The organism is Rhizobium sp. 10PS4 (assembly GCF_032464805.1).
In the GTDB taxonomy this organism is placed as follows: domain Bacteria; phylum Pseudomonadota; class Alphaproteobacteria; order Rhizobiales; family Rhizobiaceae; genus Rhizobium; species Rhizobium laguerreae.
In genome coordinates, this window is the sequence record NZ_JAWDIW010000001.1 from 283,777 (window position 1) to 303,257 (window position 19,481).

The following is a 19,481-nucleotide window of genomic DNA, read 5'->3' on the forward strand; positions in this document are numbered from 1 at the left end:
TGCCGGTCCAGCTTGTTGGAATGTCATCGCGGATATTCGATAAGCGCTCGAACTGCCAGAAAGATGAATTTCTCCAATCAAGCGCCGTGAGGTGTACCCAGCAGATCCAAAAGCGGTGGATCTGGGTCAATCTCGGCGCAATTTGACAAGGGGATCAAGTGCGATCCTGCCGCCGCCATACACCATAAGGGTCAGCGCCATCGCGGCCCATGGAAGATGGAAGTTGGCCCAGCCGTCTGGAATAGTGAGTTGGATCACTGCCGTCATCGCGAGCAGGCCAAGAGCCGCATAGCGGGTGAAAAGGCCCAAGACCAGCAGGACGGGCAGGGCGAGTTCGGCAATCCCGGCCGCGGCCGCCATGGTCAATGGCATCGGGTAGGAGAATTGGCTGCCGAATATATGCAGCTTGAATTCCTGTTCGAAAAGAAATCTGGCGCCGGTCGAAAGGGTCAGGAATCCGTCCCACTTCGTCAGCCCCGATTTAAAGAACGGGATTGCCAGGCCGATGCGCAGCGCCAGCAGCGGCAGCGACTGTGGAATTAATGAGAGCAGGTGTTCGGCGCGATGATGAAGCGAGACAAGTGCTATGCCGAGACCGCGGGAGGAAGCACGTTCGACGGTCATGGAAGTTCTCCTTCAACAGGTTCAAAAACGCTGAATGCGCCAAGGCCTATGAGACCGATCAGCGCCGATCCGAAGTCGAAATCGGGCGCGACGGCGAATGCGGTCTGTGCCGCCTCGCCGAGGGTAACGCCCTCAAGGAGGGAGCCGGCGAACGCCGCGTCCCGCGGAGGTAGGACATGTACCTCGACGTGCATTGCCGGTCGCACCACCAGCACGGTCTCTGCCTGCCAGTCGGCTACCGTTGCCACGGTCTCGCCCTGATGGGCGCTCCAGATCGAGCCCACGGGAAAGTCCGACCGGACGAGTCGAGCCGCGGGATGTGGGACGAGCGCCATGTCGCCAAGCCCCTCCGAGGGCACGGCGGCGAGTTGGGCGACATCGAGCGGCAATCTGTCCGCCGCATGATAGGCCCGGGTCCAGGCAACCTCGATCCGGGCGACATCGGGCAGATAGGGGAGAGAAGCCGCGGGGAGAAACGCTGCGATAAAATCGGGGAATTCATCGCCGTAATGCATGATCAGTGGTGAGGCCGGCTTGTGATCTGCTGCGTAGGCGCGGGCCATGCCGGCGAAGAAGTCGGAGCCGACGAGCCGCTTCGTCACGGGGAAGCGCTGGCCCAATGCCGTGGTCAGCCCGACATAGACATTGTTGCGGTAGACGGCGAAGCGCGATGAATCGGCCGCGCCGCGGGCGGTGGTGATGCCTTGGGGAAGCGGTCCGTCCGGGTGCAGCAGGGCGGCCGCGAAGGCATCCTGGCTTTCGGTGAGACCCATGGTCATGCCGCCCGGGTTGCGCCGCGATCCAGGGCCGCGGCTGCCAGCATGGCATCGGCGCGAACTGCTTCGGCGTGAAGGGTGGCAAAATCCGGCACGTCGTTGTCCCACTCGATCAATGTCGGCAGGGGGCCGCTCCGGAACAGCGTGTGTCGGTAAAGCTCCACTACATCGGTTCTGACGGTGCTGCCATGGGCGTCGATCAGCAGCCGGTCACCCACGCTGTCGACGGTTTCATCATAGCCGGCGAGGTGGATTTCACCAACCAGTTCAATCGGGAAACGGTCGATATAGGCGACCGGATCGAGACAATGGTTTACGGCCGAAACCATGACATTGTTGACGTCGAGTAGCAGCCTGCAGCCGGCGCGGTCGGCGATCTCCGTCAGGAAATCCACTTCGTCGATCGTGCTCTCGGAGAACAATAGATAGGTCGACGGATTTTCGAGCAACATTTGCCGGCCGAGCCATTGCTGCGTCTCATCGACATGATCGACGACCCGCCCCAGCGTTTCGGCCGTATAGGGCAGCGGCAGAAGGTCATTGAGAAAGCCGGTCTCGTGGGTCGACCAGGCCAGATGTTCCGAAAAGCTCTGCGGCCGGTAACGGTCGATGAGACCGCGAAGCCGCTTCAGATGTTCTCTGTCGAGGTCGCGCGCTGCACCGATCGACAGGCCTACGCCATGGAGCGAGAGCGGATAGCGGTCGGCAACGGCCTCGAGATAGCGGTGCGGCGGCCCGCCAGCACCCATGTAGTTTTCGGCATGGACCTCGAAAAAGCCGACATCCGGCCTGATGGCGAGAATGGTTTCGTAATGTTCCGGCTTGAGGCCGAGGCCGGCGCGTGGCGGCAGGACGGTGGCACGGTCTGCTGAAACGGTCATTGCTGTTCTCCCGGTATCGACGGATGAGGCGGAGGCCCGGCCAAACCGGGCCTCCGGGTCGGGTTCAACCCTTCATCGGCTCCAGCATGCCTTTATGGCCGTTGACATTCATCGAGGTGCAGGTGCCGGCGGGGACGGCCTTCCAGGCATTGCCCTGGTAGTCCATGGTCGAGGTGCCGGCGCAGGTGGTGCCGGGGCCGGCTGCGCAATCGTTCTGACCCTTCAGTGCGATGCCATAGCACTTCTCATTGCCGACCATCTTTTCCGGGGCGAGCGGTGCGGCGAAGGACGCGGATGCGATTGCACTGGCGAGCGAGCCGGCGAGGGCGAGCGTGAGCGTGGAACGGTTCATGGATGATCTCCTCTTTGACATCCGAGGCCGGTGATCGGCTGCGGTATTTCTGTATTCGTTTGGAAACCACTGATGTTACGGTCTGCCGAGAACACGAGTTCGTGATCGCCTTTTTCTTCTGGTGTGCAAATGTGTTGGAAGCTCATTGGCGACGAGGCACTTTTGATTCTGTTCTATTGGCAGTGGCTGGGATCGTCGCGGCTGATCAATGTCATCAAGCGGCGGCGATGCGCCGATGACGTCCACGACAGGCACGCACTTGAGGCGCCCGGTTTGCAAGCTCCCTTGTGTCGTGACTGAATGCCTTCCCGCGGCAACACTGATTTGCCTTCGGAAGCGAGCATTGGATGCTGCTCGGACGAAAAGGTTCCCGGAGATTTCGGACCCAGAGAAACAGCTTGCCCTCGGCGTTCGTCACCGACGCGTCAGTCTTTGCCGAGGAAACGCTGAAGTACGATAGCGTGATTCTGGTCCACGTCTTTCGCAGCGTAGAGAAGCGTCGTGTCCGCTTGCTGGATCTGGCGTTTCAGCTCCTCGACGGATGGTGACTGCCAGAGCGAAGACAAAACGACGATTGGCAAACACAGGCTGCGTTACGACGGATCGAAATATGCCGTTCCCAAAGATCTGAAGCCGGATGAGTAAGAGGAAGTTGATCCAGGCCGGGTGACGGCCGCAATGACCGCGCTAAAACTGCGATAGAGCGCCGCGTGTCCGACAGGACGCTCTATCGCTTGAAGTGGCGCGATCTGCCCTTCGCCGCTGTCGGCTCAGAAAGGATAATGCTGGGCGGAATCCTCTACCGTGATCCAGCGCAGGTCGGTGAATTCGGCGATTGCCGCCTTGCCGCCGAAGCGGCCGTAGCCGCTGCCTTTGACGCCGCCGAAGGGCATTTGCGCCTCGTCGTGCACCGTCGGGCCATTGATGTGGCAGATGCCGGATTCGATCCGTGCCGCAACCGCCATTGCCCGTTGGACATTCCGGCTGAAGACGGCGGAAGACAGGCCGTATTCGGTGTCGTTGGCGATGCGGATTGCTTCTTCCTCGCCGGAGACGCGAATGATCGGCTTGACCGGGCCGAAGGATTCTTCCGCATAGACGCGCATCTCGGACGTGACGTGATCGAGCAGCGTCGCCTCGACCACGGTGCCCGAGCGCTTGCCGCCGGCAACGAGCTTTGCCCCCTTGGCCGTCGCATCGGCAATCAGCTCCTCCATTTTCTTCGCAGCGTCGAGGCTGATCAGCGAGCCGAGAACGACATGGCCGCGCGGGTCGCCGGCCGGCAGCTGGCTGGCGCGGGCGGCCAGTTTGGCGACGAACTGATCGGCGATCGTCTCGTCGACGATGATCCGCTCCGTCGACATGCAGATCTGGCCCTGATGCATGAAGGCGCCGAAAGTGGCGGCATTGACGGCACCGTCGATATCGGCGTCGTCGAGAATGACCAGAGGCGCCTTGCCGCCGAGTTCGAGGAGGGCGGGTTTGAGATGCCGGCCGCAGGTCTCGGCAATGATCCTGCCGACCTTGGTCGACCCGGTGAAATTCACGCGTTTGACGGCCGGATGGGCAATCAGCGCGGCGACGATCTCAGGCGCATCTTCCGGCGCGTTGGTGATGACATTGACGACACCGGCCGGCAGGCCGGCTTCGGTCAGCGCGGTGGCGATCAGCCGGTGCGTCCCGGGGCATTGTTCGGATGCCTTGAGCACGACGGTATTGCCGCAAGCGATCGGCATGGCGATGGCGCGGGTGGCGAGGATGACCGGCGCGTTCCAGGGAGCGATCGCCAAGCAGACGCCGGCGGCCTGGCGAACGCCCATGGCGAGCGTGCCGGGTTTGTCGGAAGGAATGATTTCGCCTGATATCTGCGTCGTCATGGCGGCGGCCTCGCGCAGGATGTTGGCGGCGAGCATGACATTGAAGCCCGCCCAGGGCGCGGTTGACCCCGTCTCCTCGATCATCAGCCGGGTAAACTCGCCGACTTTGGAATCCATGATATCGGCGGCCTTCATCAGGATCGCGCGGCGCTGGCCCGGGCCGGTCTTCGACCAGGCGCCGAACGCAGCGCTGGCTGCATCGACGGCCGCGGCAACGTCCTCCAGGCCTGCGGCGGCGGCGCGGCTTGCGAGCTTTTCGGTAAAGGGATCGATGCGGTCATAGGTCCGGCCGCCGGAGGCCGCGCGGTCTGCGCCGTTGATGAGGAGGGCAATATTCATCGGAGGTCTCCTTGGGACAAGAACTAGAAGCCGAGGACTTCGGCGTTGATGGAAGCTTCGAGGCCGCCGTCGACGGCAAGATTGGCGCCGTTGATCCAGCGCGCGCCATCAGAGCAGAGGAAGAGCACTGCGGGTGCGATATCGGCAGAGGTGCCGGCGCGGCCGACGCGGGTAATGTCGCTGTCGACCCTGGCGTCGCCGAGTACTGCGCGGAACTGCTTGAGGATCGGCGTTTCCACCGGCCCGGGGCTCACCGCATTCACCCGGATGCCGCGGTTCTTGAACAGCGGCTGGTGGGCTGCCCGCATCGTCCAGAGCAGCAGCAGCTCCTTGGAGAGCGGGTAGCCTTCCTCTTCCTTGAGATCGTGCTCAGCGACAACTGCCGCCACTTCGGGAAAGCCTTCGATTCCGGCCAAGGATTTTGCCCGCTCGAGATTGGCGCGCCAGCCGTAGCCGGCGATCGAGGCGACGTTGATGATGGCGCCGCCCTCGCGCAGGCGGGGCGCCACGGCTTCCGAAAGGGCGCGAAGCCCGTAGAAATTGACGGCGAGCGTCGAGACGACACCGGTGTTGCCGGAGAGGCCGGCGACATTGGCGAGCGCGTCGAGGCGCGCCGGAAGCTGCGCGACGATCTCGGCAACGCCTGATGCCGTGGACAGATCACCCTTGATGAAGGCGGCACTTCCACTGGCAGGCTCGCGGACATCGACGCCGATGACCTCAGCGCCCATCTGGCCGGCTAGTTCCGCCGTGCGGGCGCCGATGCCGGAAGCGACGCCGGTCACCAGGATTGTTTTACCAAAGAGCATGAACGTCACCTTTCGCGAGAGAATCCGGAAGCAAGCCGGCTCATTCTTTCCATTGGATCTTGGTCGGACCGGGCAATTTCAGCCGGTAGCCGACCGGCAGAAGTTGAAAATCGAAGCGGCGCTCGATTTCGCCCCAAAGACCGCGCGGCAGGTAGAGCGAGAAAATGACGGCGGTGGCGCCGAGGCCGATCAGGTACCAGACACCCGCTCCGCCAAAGACGGTCTCGATCGCGAAGAACAGGATGGCGCCGAGGATCGCACCTTCGAACTTGCCGATTCCGCCGACCAGCACCATGAAGATCATGTAGGCCGTCCATTGAACGCTGAAATAGGTCTTCGGCTGGAAGGTCGTGGCGGTTGCCAGCCACAGGCCGCCGGCAACCGCGATGCCGAAGGCGGCGAGCACGAAGAGCAGCCTCTTGGTCGCGATCACCCGCACGCCGACCGAGGTTGCCGCCTCCTCATTGTCGCGGATCGCCTGCATGGCCGCACCGGCGCGGCTGCGCATCAGCATGAAGAGAGCGCCAAGGAGGGCGGCCATGGCTATCAAGGCGAGCCAGTAGATCGTTGCCCGCCGCGTGCCGCTATCATAGACGTTGAGGGAGATCAGCGAGGTTCCCGTTTCCCCCTGGATCAGCCGGTCGAGGTTGACCAGCAGATGGGCGAGTTCTGCTATCACCCACATGCCGATCGCGAACTCGCCGCCCTTCAGGCGCAGCATGAACAGCGAAAGCGGGATCGACAGCGCGCCGGTCACGACCGCGGCGGCAAACAGCGCGACGAAGGGATTGAGCCCCGCATCCGCAAGCCGGATGGTGAAATAGGCGCCGAGGCCGAAGAACACCTGCTGGCCGACCGAGACCAGCCCGCCGAAACCGGCAAGCGCATTCCACATGGCGGCAAGGATCACGTAGATGAACAGGGCCGTCATCCGGTCGATCGCGCCGGCGCCGAGCAGGGCGGGGGCAAACATCAGCAGGGCAAGCACGGCGGCCATGCAGCCGAGCGCCATCCGCGACGATTTCGTCCAGCGTTCTATCGATATGCCGTTGGAGGCAAGGGTCGCGTTGGGGCTCATGTCGGGCTCCGGAGACGGTTGCGCAGTTTGAGAGCGGCGGCAAGTTTGTCGAAAGCCGGCATGCCGAAGCGGGACAGCCTGACGAAAAGCACCAGCAGGAACACGGCATGGCCGCCGATCAGGAAACCTTGCGGATGCAATTGGGCGCCGAGCGATTGGGCAAGGCCGAGAAAGATGCCGCCGGCAAGTGTGCCCCATAGCGATCCCGCTCCGCCGATGACGGCCGCCTCGAAGGCGAAGAGAAGCTGCGGGCCGCCGGAATAGGCGCTGAAGGTTGCCCGCATCCCGAGAAAAGCGCCGGCGATGCCGACCGTGACCATGGTGATCGCGGTGGCGACGGCGTTGACCCTGCGGGCATCGATGCCGACCAACCCCGCCGTATCGGGATCTTCGGCCGTGGCGCGGATGGCGCGACCAAGCGCAAAACGGCTCAGGAAGAACTGCAGCCCGCCGAGAATGAGGACTGCCGTCACCATCATCATGACGGCAAGCTTGCCGACGTAGATGTGGCCCGGCAGTTGCCAGGATGCATAGGACAGATTGCCGATAAAAGGCGCGAGCGAGCGGGTGTCGGCGCCGAACTGCTCGAACAGAAGGTTGTCGATCACGATCGACAGGCCGAAGGTCGTCAGGATCGGCAGGAGCGGGCCACCGCGGGCGCTGCGCTCCAGAATGAAGCGCTGCAGCAGCCAGCCGGCGGCCGCCATGATGGGCAGCACGATCAGCAGGCCGGCGAAGGGCGGAATGCCGGCTTTGGCGGCGAGCAGCCACAACCCATAAGCGGCTGCGACCGCCAGGCTGCCATGCGCGAGATTGATGACCCGCATGACCGAGAACATGAAGGACAGTCCGCAGGCGATAACGGCGTAATAACCGCCCAGCAGAATGCCCTGGAGCAGGGTGTTGATCACGATGCGCTCCTTTCGCCGGCTGCCCGGTGCAATCCGAAATAGGCTTGAGTGACATGATCGCGCGTGACGGCGGCGGCCGGCCGGTCGAGGACGATGCGCCCTTCCAACATGCAGATGACACGGCTTGCGACGCTCATGGCGCGGGCGAGATCCTGCTCGACGAGCACGATGGTCGTTCCCGAGGTGAGCAGCGCCTGCAACTGGGCGTAGACGCGATCGACGACCAGCGGCGAAAGCCCGAGCGAGACTTCGTCCAGGAGAAGAATATCGGGATTGCTCATCAGCGCCCGGCCGATAGCGGTCGCCTGCTGTTCTCCGCCTGAGAGATGTCCCGTCTTGGCGTGACGGCGGGGCTTCAGGTTCGGAAAGGCGTCGAGGACGCGGTCGATGTTCCACTCGCCCTTGCGGCCGGAGCTCTTTCCGAGAAGCAGGTTTTCTTCCACCGTCATCTGCGAAAACAGGCGCCGGCCTTCCGGCACCAGGGCGATGCCCTTGGCGATCCGCTTGTGGGAGGGGACGGCGGCCAGATCTTCGTCGTTGAGAAGGACGCGCCCGGAGGATGGCAGATGGGCGCCTGCGATCGATCTGAGCAGCGTCGTCTTGCCGGCGCCGTTTGCACCGACCAGCGCCAGCACCTCGCCTTTGGCAAGATCGAAACTGACCTTGCGCACCGCCTGGAGCAGTCCGTGACGGACGTCGAGGTCGCGGATGGAGAGAAGGTTCATGCGGGTGTCCCTCCGAGATAGGCCTTGACAACCTCCGCATCGCTCATGACCGTTTTCGGTTCGCCATCGGCGATGATCCTGCCGGCATCCATGCAGATCAGCCGTTCGGCCACCTGCAGGAGGATATGAACGATATGCTCGATCCAGACGATGCCGATGCCGCGGCGGCGCAGTTCCAGGATGGTTTCCACCAGCTCGCTCGCCTCGCCATCCGTCAGACCGCCGCCGATCTCGTCGAGCAGCATCAGCCTCGGCTGCGTGGCAAGCGCACGGGCAAGCTCCAGGCGTTTGCGGTCCAGCAGGCCGAGCGTGTCGGCTGGGCGGTTGGCGACTCCAAGCATGCCGCAGAGCGAAAGCGAATCCACCACGCGCTCATAGGCCTCGTCGCGGCTTGCGGCATTGCGGTGCGATGCGGCGACGAAGACATTTTCGAAGGTCGTCATGCCGCCGAAGGGCTTGGGAATCTGATGGGTCCGGACGAGCCCGGACCGGCAGCGTTCCGCCGCCGTCCGGCGCGTGACGTCGACGCCGTCGAAGGTGATGCTTCCCGCATTCGGCGGGAAGGCGCCGGCGAGCACGCTGAGCAGGGTCGTCTTGCCGGCGCCGTTCGGCCCGACAATGCCGATCGCCTCGCCATCGCCCATGGAAAAATCAAGATTCTCCAGCACCACCAGCGCGCCGAACCGCTTGTGGATCCCTTTGGCCGAGAGAAAGGCTGCCCCCGGCCGTCTTTGAGCTTCCCTCTGCAGCACTGTTCGTTACCCGTTATAGGCGGTGAGCTTGGCGCCGACCGGGACGTTGGGGTCGGTGGCGTTTTCGGTGACGACGTAGTCGAGCGCGAATTTCGAACCCTCCGGCGCCTTCACCCATTGCGTGCCGATGATCGGTCCGGGAGAGACGTTGGCGACGGGACCGCTGGTGAAATCGACCTTGCCGGCGATCGTCGTGGTCTTCAGCGTGCTGATCGCCTTGGCGACGGCCTCCTTGCTCTTGACGTCGGTGCTGGCCTTCAGCGCATCGAAGCCGGCGTCGAGAAGGGCAAGGCTGGCGCCGAGCTGCTGCGTCCACTGCTTGCCGCTTGCCGTTTCATAGCCGTCGGCGAGTTCGGTGCCGGAGACGCCCGTCAGCGTGGATTTATAGGGGAAGGCCTTGTGCCAGTAGGCGGCGCTGCCGATGTTCAGGCCGAGGTCGCCGAGCGCCTCGATGTCGGAGGGAAAGAGGCCCGTCTTGGCGATCTGGCAGATCTTGATCTGCTGGGTGAGGCCCTGCTGTGCGGCCTGACGCCAGAAGGCGGCGAAGTCAGGCGGTATCGGGAACGAGTTGAAGATCTCCACGCCCTCCTGCCTGAAGAGAGCGATCTGCGCGGTAAAGTCGGTGGTTCCGGTTTCATAGGCTCCGGGATCGACGATGGTGAAGCCGGCCTTGGCGAGCGCCGGCGCCAGATGGGTGCGGATCGCATTGCCGTCGGCGTCGTTGGGATACATGACGCCGACCTTCTTGTTGGTCTCGATCAGGTTCCACTGCGAAACATAGGCCTTGTGGAACTCTTCGACGCCGAAGCCGAAATGATAGGTCCACTTGAACGGCGAGGGTGCGCCCGGCTTGGCGCCGCGGCCGAAATACCAGGCTTCCCAGGGCATGACGGTCGAGAGGCAGGGAATGCCTGATGCTTCGCAGGCGTCGGCCACCGGATTGATGGTTTCGGGCGTCGACACGGCGAGCATCAGGTCGATCGCCTGGTTGTTGATGAGGTCCTTCGCCAGCTGGCCGGCGCGCGAGGGATCGGACTGGGTGTCCTGGTCGAGAATATCAACCTTCCAGGTCTTGCCGCCCGCCTGCAGGCCGTTCGCCAGCGCCTTGCGCGCCAGTTCCAGCACATAGCCGTCCGTTTCGCCGAAGCCGCCGAGAGGGCCAGTGCGCGGGCTGATGAAGCCGACCTTCAGCGTATCGCCGCTCTGAGCGAAGGCCGTGCGGCCGGAAAGCGCCAGCGCCGCGCCGCCCGCGACGGTCGATGCGATGAAAGAGCGCCGGCTCAGAGATGCCGCGTTGAATTTACCGCTGCGGAAAATGCCGTTCATGAAATCATTCCTCCCTCTTGATCGGGCCTCCCAGCCCGTTCCCAGTGTTCATGTCGGCCGATCTATTCAGATCGGGTAGTGTCGTTTTCCCGAGGCCATGGTGATCCATCTGAGCTCGGTGAATTCATCGATCGCCGCCTTGCCGCCGAAGCGGCCGTAGCCGCTTGATTTGACGCCGCCGAAGGGCATTTGCGGCTCGTCGGAAACTGTGGCTTCGTTGATGTGGCAGATGCCGGATTCGAGCCGCATGGCGACGGCAAGTGCGGCATTGACGTCGGCGCTGAAGACGGCGGCCGACAACCCGTATTCGTTGTCGTTGGCAACCGTCACGGCCTCATCGACGCTGCCGACCCGGACGATCGCCGCGACCGGCCCAAAGCTCTCCTCGCGGTAGATACGCATGGCAGGCGTCACATGATCGATGACGGTCGCATCCATCAGCGTGCCGTTGGCCTGGCCGCCGCAGACGAGCACCGCGCCCTTCTGCAGGGCATCATCGACGAGCGACCTAACGCGGCGGACGGCCTCAGTGTTGATCAGCGTGCCGAGCGGCGTGTTGCCATCCTTGGGATTGCCGGCGACGAGGGTTGCTGCCTTCGTCCGGAATTTGCCGACGAAGCCGTCGGCGATCTCGTCCATCAGGATGATCCGCTCGGTGGACATGCAGATCTGGCCCTGGTTCATGAAGGCGCCGAAGGCGGCCGCACGTACGGCCTCGTCGATATCGGCGTCGGCAAGGACGATGAACGGCGCCTTGCCGCCGAGTTCGAGCAGGCAGCGCTTGAGATGCCTTGCGGCGGATTCGGCAATGATCCGGCCGACACGGGTGGAGCCGGTGAAGTTGATGCGGCGCACGGCGGGATGGGCGATCAGCGCATCGACGACGGCGGCGGCATCACTCGGCGCATTGGAAACGACATTGACGACGCCGCGCGGAAAGCCGGCGTCACGCAAGGTGTCGCCGATCAGGCCATGGGTTTTCGGGCAGAGTTCTGAGGCCTTCAGCACGACGGTGTTGCCGCAGGCAAGCGGCATGGCGACGGCGCGGGTGCCGAGGATGATAGGTGCATTCCAGGGAGCAATGCCGACGCAGGCGCCTGCCGGCTGACGGACGGCCATGGCAAGGCTTCCCGGAATGCCGGAAGGGATGATCTCGCCTGCTATTTGCGTGGTCATCGCCGCCGCCTCGCGAAGAATATCCGCGCCAAGGCCGCAATTGATCGCCGCCCATTGCGCGGTGGCGCCGGTTTCGCCGGTCATGGCGGCAATGAGTTCGGGCGTGCGGGCTTCCAGGATGTCGGCTGCGGCATTCAGAAGCCTGCGCCGTTCGCCCGGGCCGGTCTGCGACCAATCCGGAAAGGCGGCTGCTGCCGCATTGGCGGCCCGCGTCATGTCGGCAATGGACCCCGCCGAAGCGATCGTTGCGATGTCGCCGGTCAACGGATCGATGCGTTCGAAGGTGGCCCCTTCGGAAGCATCCATCGCCTCGTTGTTGATCATCAGTTTTGCCGAAAACACTGTTCCACCCAATTCGCCATGTGTTGGCGCCACGTCGTGGCGCCAGATGCCGGTTTGCATTGTTGCCATGGGAGAAAACGAGCGGACGCGGCGCCACGAGGGCGGCCTGACCGTTCCTGCATCTGTTGAGGTGCCTCCTCCCAAAGGCTGATGGAGAAAAGGTTACGCCGATCTGGCGCGGATGGAATGCGATTTATTGGGTTAATATTGTAATTATCCGGTGATATCAGCATTGTTTGAGGGTGGGGAGCGGAGGAGAAGCGTTGGCGACGGACGGAGGGATTCATCACTATGCCAGGGGCGAGTGGCACGCTCCGTCGCTATCGCATCGGCGTATCCGTTTTCAAAAAGGACTCTATGCCGATTTCCACCATTTCCTGCTGCTCGGCGGGGGGAGTGGGGAGCTTCACTTCGACAATGGCGAACATCGGCCGCTGCACGGACCGCTGCTTGCCTTCCTGCCGCCGCAGGCGCGATGCGACCTGTCGATATCAGCCGGAACCGCGGCTCATCTGGTCGGCGCTTCGCCGCAGATCATGGTCGATGCGATCGGCGACAAGGTGGAATCCTATTCGCTGCGCATCTTCACCGAGCAGCGCAAGCTGGTCGAGGCATTGGATCCCTTGACGATCACTGAAATCAGCCCGCTGATCTCGGGCTTCGTGCGGGAACTGGGCGATCCCTCCCGCTCCTCCTGGATGGTCGCTTCCGCCTATATCAGGCTCATCCTGATGGCGCTTTGGCGCGGTTCCGATGGCGAAAGAAGCGAGCAGCGCGGACAGGGCGAAGTGGGATCGATCCTGCAGAGGTATCGGCAACTGGTCGAGGCCGGTTTCCGCCAGCACCGGCCGATCAGCGATTATGCCGCGGAGCTCGGCGTCACAGCCGACCGGCTGCATTCCACTTGTCAAAGGGCGCTCGGCCGCTCGCCGATCCAGCTCCTGCACGAGCGTGTGGTGCAGGAGGCAAAGCTCAGATTGGAGCGGTCGGCCCGCAATATCCAGGAAATCTCCGACAGCCTCGGCTTTCGCGACCCGACCTATTTCAGCCATTTCTTCAAGCGCAAAACCGGCCTTTCACCCGCCGGCTACCGCGAGATCGCCCGCGCGTCGGCCGGCTCGGAAAACAGCATGCTGTCCTCGGGTTATGCGGATTGGCCTTAGGTTCAGGGCATTGGTCAAAGCAATGGCTTGCCAATCTTGGGTCACACAATCATGCTGCCGAAATCGCAAGCCGCGTAGACCACGAGTATGACCTACGGCTCGATTTGGCGCTCATCGCGCACGTCGCGCACCGACGCCTTCTCGACGCGAGTTAACCGGAAGTTCGCGTAACGACGGTGCCTCTCGCTTTCACAGGGAGGGGCCGTGGGTGATTAATTTCCAAGCCAAGAGCCCGTAGGTCGATGGACGAACGGGCTTTTTGCAACGGATTGCCGTCACGAAAGGGCGGCGGTTGAACGATTGCAGTCTATCCAGACGATTTCGACGGGCGTCGCCGAAAGAGCTGATCCCAGATGTCGTACCCCGCAGGGACAATCCCGATCAGCAGTGCAGCGGCCAAATCGAACCGTGGAACAAACGCCAGGATGATCGCGCAGAACGCGACAAGCGTCACGAATGCAAATATTGCAAAAAACCGGCTTCTGTTCATCGGTCTATCCTTTCGGGGGCCAGACTCTGCGTCATCTCTGTCCTCCGTAGAGTAGATTCGGCAGCATGTAGACGATGCTCGGGAACAGATAGATGACCACCATGCAGAGAATGACGATCAACATATACGGCATCATGCCGCGGAAGATGTCGGTCAGTTTGACATGCGGAGGCGAGACGCCCTTCAAGTAGTATGCCGACATCGCCATGGGTGGTGATAGGAAGGCCGTCTGCAGGTTGATTGCCACGAGGATACCGAAGAACAGCGGATCGATTCCGAAATGCGGCAGCAGCGGAATGAAGATCGGGATGAAGATGACGATGATTTCAGTCCATTCCAGAGGCCAGCCGAGAATGAAGATGATGATCTGGGCCAGGATCAGGAACATCAGCGGCGACATGTCCAGGCCGGTCACGAAGTCACTGATGAACTGTTGGCCGCCGAGATAGGCGAATACCGATGCGAAGGTCGCCGAACCGACGAACAACCAGCAGACCATCGCGGTCGTTCGCGCCGTCAGATACACCGACTCCTTCAGTCGCTGCCAGGTCAGCGCCCGATAGGCCGCAGCAAGCGCCAGTCCCCCCAATGCGCCGATTGCGGCGGCTTCCGACGGCGTTGCCAGGCCAAAGAGAATGGCGCCCAGCACCGCAAGAATTAGAAAGGCGAGTGGCGCGAAGGATGTAAGCATCATCCAGGCGAGTTGGACCGGCGTGTGCTCGCCCACATCTTCTTTCGTTGGCCGCGGCGCCAGTTGCGGCTGCAGGATTGCTCGCACCACGACATAGATGAGATAAAACCCGGCCAGGGCGAGACCGGGCAGGAGCGCCGCCGCATACATTCGGACAACCGAGATCCCGGAGGTGGCCGCATAGACGATCAGCAGGATGGAAGGCGGGATCAGGATCCCGAGCGTGCCGCCCGCGCAGATCACGCCCGTCGCGTAGCGCACGTCATACTTTGCCTTCAGCATCGCTGGTAGGGCGAGCAGTCCCATCAACGTCACCACGGCCCCGACGATGCCGGTTGCCGTGGCAAAGAGTGTGCAGGTGGCCAGGGCGGCGACCGCCATCGAGCCGGGCACCCGGCGCGTGACGCTGAATAGCGTCGAGAACAGCCGATCGACGATGTTGGCTCGCTCGACGATGTAGCCCATGAACAGGAACAGCGGGATAGCCGTCAGCACGTCGTTCTGGATGACCGAGTAGGTCTGGTTGACGAACAGATCGAAGATCCGGTTGTTGAAGAAACCGCCGATCCAGGTCTGCGCCAGTGTAAAGGCATCGCCGCCGGATTCGAGCGCGCGGTCATAGCCGCGCCACATGCGGCCGGCATCGAAATAGGCATAATATCCGAAGCCGACACCCAGAGCCATCAAGGTGAACGCCACCGGGAAACCGAGGAAGATGGCGAGGATCAGGATGAGGAGCATCCCGACGGCGATATGTGCATCCGTCATTGAGCGTCCCAATCCCGTGGTTCACGTCCAGCGTCAAGTTCCCGCGACGGAAGGAAACCCTCGTCCTCGGACTTGAGCACGTCCAGGCTTTTTGTTTCCAGCAGTACCTTTTCCAGTTCTTCGACATCTTCGGCCTGCTTCGGCCATTCGCCCGTCCTTATGCAGAGAATACAGCGGAAGACCTGCGCCACGCCCTGCAGGAACAGGAGAATGCCGGCGGCGACGATCACGGCCTTGAACTGGAAGATCGGCACACCGGCGGGACTGTTGGAACTGACCTCCAGATAGCCCCAACTGCGTGCGGCATATTTCCAGCCCGAGATCACAAGCGCGGTAATACCGGGAAAGAAAAAGATGAAGTACAACACCAGTTCCAGCCTGGCCTGGGTGCGCGGTTTCCAGAGCCGGTAGATGAAGTCGCCGCGCACATGGCCATCACGCGAGAGGGTATACGCTCCCGCCATCATGAAGATCGTTCCATAGAGCATGTAGCTCAGATCGAAGGCCCAGGGGGTCGGCGCGCGAAAGAGGTAGCGTGCAACAACCTCATAGCCGACGCCGAAGGCCATGATGAGTATCCCCCACGCGAACACCTTGCCGAACCACGCCGACAAATCGTCGGCGAATGCAATGTAACGGAGCATGCAAGCGCCTCCCTGATCTCGAAGAGGGACGAGGCCCGGAAATACCGGGCCTTCACCATCTATTTTCCGAGCTTCAATTTTCCGGGGAAATAGTGTTCATAGGCGAGTGCGAGATCGGCGGAGTTCATCAATTCGTAGTACACGACCCTCTCCACCCACTGCCGCTGACTGTCGAGCACCTTCTTCATGAACGCATCCGCTTCAAGCGTGGGGATGATCTCATCCCAGGCCTTGAGTTGCGCATCCAGAATTTCCTTTGGAGTGCGGTGCACGGTCACGCCATGTTCGGCCTGGAGTTTTTGAAGGTCGCTTGAATAGTTGTCCATCGCGGACGCTGTTATCGCCGTGCTTGCTGCCTCCACGCCATATTCCAGGATCGCCTGCAGATCTTCGGGAAGGTCGTCAAACACATCCTTGTTGAAGAGGAACTCGAAAGATTCGCTCGCTTGATGGTAGGACGACAGCATGTAGTTCTTGGCGACATCCTGCGAACCAAACCGTATGTCAGAGGAGGGATTGTTGAACTCGAAGGCGTCGATCACACCTCGCTCCATTGCCGGCACGATCTCGCCGCCCGGAAGTTGAGCGACGCTCATGCCCATATTCTGCATGAGATCGGCGGCGAGCCCGACCGTACGATATTTGAGGCCGTTGACGTCGTTCACGGTCGCGACCGGGTTCTTGAACCAGCCGAACGGCTGCGCGGGCATCGGGAAGCCATAGAAGCCGTAAAGGTTCAGCCCCATGATGTCCTGGGTGAGTTCTCGGTAGAGATCCTTGCCGCCACCTTGATGGAACCATCCGAGCATGGTGGTTGCGCTGCCGCCAAATACCGGCCCGGTACCGAAGAGGGAAGCTGCCTTGTGCTTTCCGTACCAATAGACGGGAACGGTGTGGGCTGCGTCGATCACGCCATCGTTGACGCCGTCGAGCACCTGAAACGCGCCGACGACCGTACCGGCAGGCATTAGTTCGAACTTCAGGCGTCCGCCGGACATTCGTTCGACCCGTTCGACGTACAGGCGGGCAAAATCCATCCAGATGTCCGACGCGGGCCAGGATGTTTGCATTTTAATGACGGTGGGTGCCTGGGCCAGCACCGCCGGGGCGGCAAGAGCCCCAACTGCGGTTACTCCAACGAGCGTAGAGGCTCCCAGCAACTCTCGACGCGATACTGCCTTTTTGGTCATTGTTCTTCCTCCCTGGATTGTAGTCGAATTCTCCCTGCATTTCCTGGTAGTCTGCTAAGTTGAAGAAGAGGGCTCCCAACCTCTTCGCGATCAGTATCAACAACTGATTGTTCTCATTTGTCAATTATGCACACTTTTTGCAATTCTGACAGACGTTCAAGTGTTGTTGATGACAGCTCGGGGCTGTGGTCCAACGGCCAAGGCACAGTACCGCTGCTCCGCGTTGTCCGGACCACCTCAGCTTAGAAAGAAAAAGCTGCTTTCGCCCGTCGACGATGAACTGGAGCCATGTGCTGAACTGGAACCATATGCTCGCTCTTGATCGCCTTCGTCCCAAGTCGATTAAGCCGAAGAGAGCCGACGTCCACACATGGCGCACAGATGTCGTCTCGACAAACCAATGCTATGGCCGCTTTCGGGGAGCGGCAACAATTGCCTCTATGACCGAGAAGAGGCGCGAAGCTGCCGAACACTGATTGCCCAATGAAAGTCCAAAAAGGGCCGTTAGCGGAAACCGCTCAAGTTGGCTTGACCTCGAAGACCACCCTCACGACAGCGCAAAAATCCTTACCTCTCTCCCGATCCCCTGAAGCTCCGCCATTCGGGAGGCGGAGGTGATGCCGCTGTCGCGGAGGATCTCTGAAACTTGGGCATCCCCAACGATCGCCTCGGTCGTCATGATCACATTGGGATCGGCAAGGCCCTGGACGCGGGAGGCGATGTTGACGGTTTGGCCGAAGTAGTCCTGTCGGTCGTTCAGGTTGACGGCGAGGCATGGTCCCTCATGGATGCCGATCTTCAGGAGAAGATCGTCGCTGCCGTGTTCGGCATTTAGCCGAAGCATCGCCTCCCGCATCCTGAGTGCCGCCGCCACTGCGCGGTCCGGGCTCGGGAAGGTCGCCATCACGGCATCGCCTATGGTCTTGACGACCGCTCCGGCCTCTGTGGCGACGATCTCGTGAAGAACCCGGAAATGCGCTCGTACCAGATCGAAAGCGGCAAGATCTCCGACGCGCTCGTAAAGCGCGGTCGAGCCCCTCAAGTCGGTGAAGAGGAACGTCAGGCTGGTGATCTTGAGGCGCTGGTCGACGTCGAGCGTGTCGGTCCGATAGATGTCCCGGAAGCTCTGGTTCGTCAGCAGGCGCTTGGCGGTCAGGAAAACCTGCCTGCGGCCCAAGAGGTCGTGCAGGTCATCGCCTGCGATGCAGACGTTCGGCACTACTCTTCGATCGGTGTGGTTTTCGAGCGTCAGCCGCAGTAAGCCGGGGCGGAGGGTCAGCGTTTCGTTCAGCGCATGCGTCCGGCTGATGATCATCGAGAGGGTTTGACGTTCGTCGGTGGGCTCGCCCTGCACGTCGATGAACTGCGCCGAGTGTGTGACCGCATCGAAGATGATGACGAATTGCGCCGGCAGTTGCAGGGAGACGAAGGCCTTCTCGCCCGGATCCAGCTCGATCATCTCCAGCTGGATGCGCGCCAGCCTCGCTTCGAGATCGTCAGGCAGGTCGACCCCGGAGCTGAAGAAGATCTGGCGGTAGTACTCGAGCGGCGACAACCGATCGGGATCGTGAGCGGCAATCCTGCGCACGCGCGGGCTGACCGTAAACGTGACCTCGACCATCTCGTCGAGGGTCGGCTCGTATCCGGCCGCGCAGAGCGCGCAATGGTACGTCTCATGGACGACGGTTTTGAGGGTTGCGCCGCTGTCGAGGACGCCGCCGCATCCCGGGCAAAGGACATTCCAGGTCATCTCGAATGCGCCTATGCGGGCTGCATGGAGAAATGCGGCGATGGTTTTCTCTTCATCGAGATCGTGCTTCTCGGCGAAAGCGAGCGCATTGATGCGATTGAGCTCGCGATCCGAGCCATGCATGACGACGTTTTCGATGCACTCGACCGTCCGCGGGTCAGCCGCCTGTCGCAGGGAGGCAAAAAGGACGTCCACTTCGCTCATCAGACAAGTCTCCGTGCGCAGAACCCACGGCGGACGACGCCAGGATCGGGATCATAACACGGGAGTGTCCCAATAGAAATCTAAAGGCTTGGATGCTGCTCGCTTCCTGAGCGAAGGCGGGTTTCACTTCCCCTTGTATATCCGCTTCAGCGCCGTCAGCAGCGCATCCATTTCGTCGCGCGAAAACAGCTCGATGAAACGCTGTTCATGCCTATCGATCAGCTCGCGCGCCCGGGCGAGCATTGCGCGCCCCGCCTCCGTCAGATGAAGTTCCTGGCGGCGGCGATCGGCTGCGGAGGGCCGGCGCTCGATCAGGTCACGGGCGGCCAGCCGATTGACGAGGGCCATCATCGTCGCCCGGTCGGTGCCGAGCGTATTGGCAAGGTCGATCTGCGATGCGCCCGGATTGCCGGCGACGAGTTCCATCACCGCCAGCTGCTTCTGCGTCAGCGCCAGCGCCGCCATGGTTTCGGCGAAGTCGCGATAGACTGCGACATGGGCCATGCGCAGATGAAACCCTAGCAGATCGCCAAGCCGGCCGACGTCGAGGCCCGGCATCGCTGGCGCATCTTCGCCCTCGAAATCGTCCTGCGTTGGTTTCGTGCTCATCGTT

At 62.0% G+C, this 19,481-nt stretch carries 18 protein-coding genes and 1 pseudogene; 1 reads left to right on the forward strand and 18 read right to left on the reverse strand.

Annotation, left to right across the window (positions count from 1 at the left end; translation table 11 throughout):
* Nucleotides 1–126: 126 nt before the first annotated feature.
* The 13 genes and pseudogenes from RWJ89_RS01320 to RWJ89_RS01380 form a co-directional block, all read right to left on the reverse strand.
* Complete coding sequence (locus RWJ89_RS01320; RefSeq protein ID WP_020047393.1) at nucleotides 127–624, reverse strand: DoxX family protein; 498 nt, start codon at nucleotides 622–624, stop codon at nucleotides 127–129.
* Nucleotides 621–1,403, reverse strand: a complete 783-nt coding sequence (locus RWJ89_RS01325) for an HvfC/BufC N-terminal domain-containing protein (protein WP_316030439.1) — start codon at nucleotides 1,401–1,403, stop codon at nucleotides 621–623. The genes RWJ89_RS01320 and RWJ89_RS01325 overlap by 4 nt, the downstream gene beginning before the upstream one ends.
* Nucleotides 1,400–2,281 carry an MNIO family bufferin maturase gene (bufB, locus tag RWJ89_RS01330; protein WP_316030440.1) on the reverse strand — a complete coding sequence of 294 codons (882 nt, stop codon included), beginning with the start codon at nucleotides 2,279–2,281 and terminating at the stop codon, nucleotides 1,400–1,402. The genes RWJ89_RS01325 and bufB overlap by 4 nt, the downstream gene beginning before the upstream one ends.
* A gap of 64 nt (nucleotides 2,282–2,345) precedes the next feature.
* Complete coding sequence (locus RWJ89_RS01335) at nucleotides 2,346–2,633, reverse strand: BufA1 family periplasmic bufferin-type metallophore (RefSeq protein ID WP_168281209.1); 288 nt, start codon at nucleotides 2,631–2,633, stop codon at nucleotides 2,346–2,348.
* A gap of 425 nt (nucleotides 2,634–3,058) precedes the next feature.
* Nucleotides 3,059–3,175, reverse strand: a pseudogene (locus tag RWJ89_RS01340) (DUF488 family protein); the annotation flags it as partial.
* A gap of 228 nt (nucleotides 3,176–3,403) precedes the next feature.
* Complete coding sequence (locus tag RWJ89_RS01345) at nucleotides 3,404–4,849, reverse strand: aldehyde dehydrogenase (RefSeq protein WP_316030441.1); 1,446 nt, start codon at nucleotides 4,847–4,849, stop codon at nucleotides 3,404–3,406.
* A gap of 23 nt (nucleotides 4,850–4,872) precedes the next feature.
* The gene (locus tag RWJ89_RS01350; protein ID WP_316030442.1) at nucleotides 4,873–5,658 is read right to left on the reverse strand and encodes a coniferyl-alcohol dehydrogenase; all 786 of its coding nucleotides are present in this window, start codon (nucleotides 5,656–5,658) and stop codon (nucleotides 4,873–4,875) included.
* Nucleotides 5,659–5,698: 40 nt separating this feature from the next.
* Nucleotides 5,699–6,736, reverse strand: a complete 1,038-nt coding sequence (locus tag RWJ89_RS01355) for a branched-chain amino acid ABC transporter permease (RefSeq protein ID WP_316030443.1) — start codon at nucleotides 6,734–6,736, stop codon at nucleotides 5,699–5,701.
* The gene (locus tag RWJ89_RS01360) at nucleotides 6,733–7,647 is read right to left on the reverse strand and encodes a branched-chain amino acid ABC transporter permease (protein ID WP_316030444.1); all 915 of its coding nucleotides are present in this window, start codon (nucleotides 7,645–7,647) and stop codon (nucleotides 6,733–6,735) included. The genes RWJ89_RS01355 and RWJ89_RS01360 overlap by 4 nt, the downstream gene beginning before the upstream one ends.
* Nucleotides 7,644–8,372: an ABC transporter ATP-binding protein gene (locus RWJ89_RS01365; protein WP_316030445.1), complete on the reverse strand. Its 729-nt coding sequence runs from the start codon at nucleotides 8,370–8,372 to the stop codon at nucleotides 7,644–7,646. The genes RWJ89_RS01360 and RWJ89_RS01365 overlap by 4 nt, the downstream gene beginning before the upstream one ends.
* Nucleotides 8,369–9,124 carry an ABC transporter ATP-binding protein gene (locus RWJ89_RS01370; protein ID WP_316028214.1) on the reverse strand — a complete coding sequence of 252 codons (756 nt, stop codon included), beginning with the start codon at nucleotides 9,122–9,124 and terminating at the stop codon, nucleotides 8,369–8,371. The genes RWJ89_RS01365 and RWJ89_RS01370 overlap by 4 nt, the downstream gene beginning before the upstream one ends.
* 6 nt (nucleotides 9,125–9,130) lie before the next feature.
* Nucleotides 9,131–10,450: an ABC transporter substrate-binding protein gene (locus tag RWJ89_RS01375; RefSeq protein WP_316028215.1), complete on the reverse strand. Its 1,320-nt coding sequence runs from the start codon at nucleotides 10,448–10,450 to the stop codon at nucleotides 9,131–9,133.
* Between the two features lie 66 nt (nucleotides 10,451–10,516).
* Nucleotides 10,517–12,028, reverse strand: a complete 1,512-nt coding sequence (locus RWJ89_RS01380) for an aldehyde dehydrogenase (RefSeq protein WP_316030545.1) — start codon at nucleotides 12,026–12,028, stop codon at nucleotides 10,517–10,519.
* Nucleotides 12,029–12,231: 203 nt separating this feature from the next.
* Here RWJ89_RS01380 and RWJ89_RS01385 point away from each other — a divergent pair, with 203 nt between their 5' ends.
* The gene (locus RWJ89_RS01385; protein ID WP_316028216.1) at nucleotides 12,232–13,131 is read left to right on the forward strand and encodes a helix-turn-helix transcriptional regulator; all 900 of its coding nucleotides are present in this window, start codon (nucleotides 12,232–12,234) and stop codon (nucleotides 13,129–13,131) included.
* A 521-nt stretch (nucleotides 13,132–13,652) separates the two neighbouring features.
* Here RWJ89_RS01385 and RWJ89_RS01390 read toward each other — a convergent pair.
* The 5 genes from RWJ89_RS01390 to RWJ89_RS01410 form a co-directional block, all read right to left on the reverse strand.
* Complete coding sequence (locus RWJ89_RS01390; protein ID WP_168255859.1) at nucleotides 13,653–15,080, reverse strand: TRAP transporter large permease; 1,428 nt, start codon at nucleotides 15,078–15,080, stop codon at nucleotides 13,653–13,655.
* Nucleotides 15,077–15,724, reverse strand: a complete 648-nt coding sequence (locus RWJ89_RS01395) for a TRAP transporter small permease subunit (RefSeq protein WP_221996953.1) — start codon at nucleotides 15,722–15,724, stop codon at nucleotides 15,077–15,079. Before RWJ89_RS01395 ends, RWJ89_RS01390 begins: the two co-directional genes overlap by 4 nt.
* 59 nt (nucleotides 15,725–15,783) lie before the next feature.
* Nucleotides 15,784–16,914, reverse strand: a complete 1,131-nt coding sequence (locus tag RWJ89_RS01400) for a TRAP transporter substrate-binding protein (protein WP_168291607.1) — start codon at nucleotides 16,912–16,914, stop codon at nucleotides 15,784–15,786.
* A 547-nt stretch (nucleotides 16,915–17,461) separates the two neighbouring features.
* Nucleotides 17,462–18,868: an adenylate/guanylate cyclase domain-containing protein gene (locus tag RWJ89_RS01405; RefSeq protein ID WP_316030446.1), complete on the reverse strand. Its 1,407-nt coding sequence runs from the start codon at nucleotides 18,866–18,868 to the stop codon at nucleotides 17,462–17,464.
* 123 nt (nucleotides 18,869–18,991) lie between these two features.
* Nucleotides 18,992–19,477, reverse strand: coding sequence for a MarR family winged helix-turn-helix transcriptional regulator (locus RWJ89_RS01410; RefSeq protein ID WP_316030447.1), 486 nt, complete (start codon nucleotides 19,475–19,477; stop codon nucleotides 18,992–18,994).
* Nucleotides 19,478–19,481 lie beyond the last annotated feature (4 nt).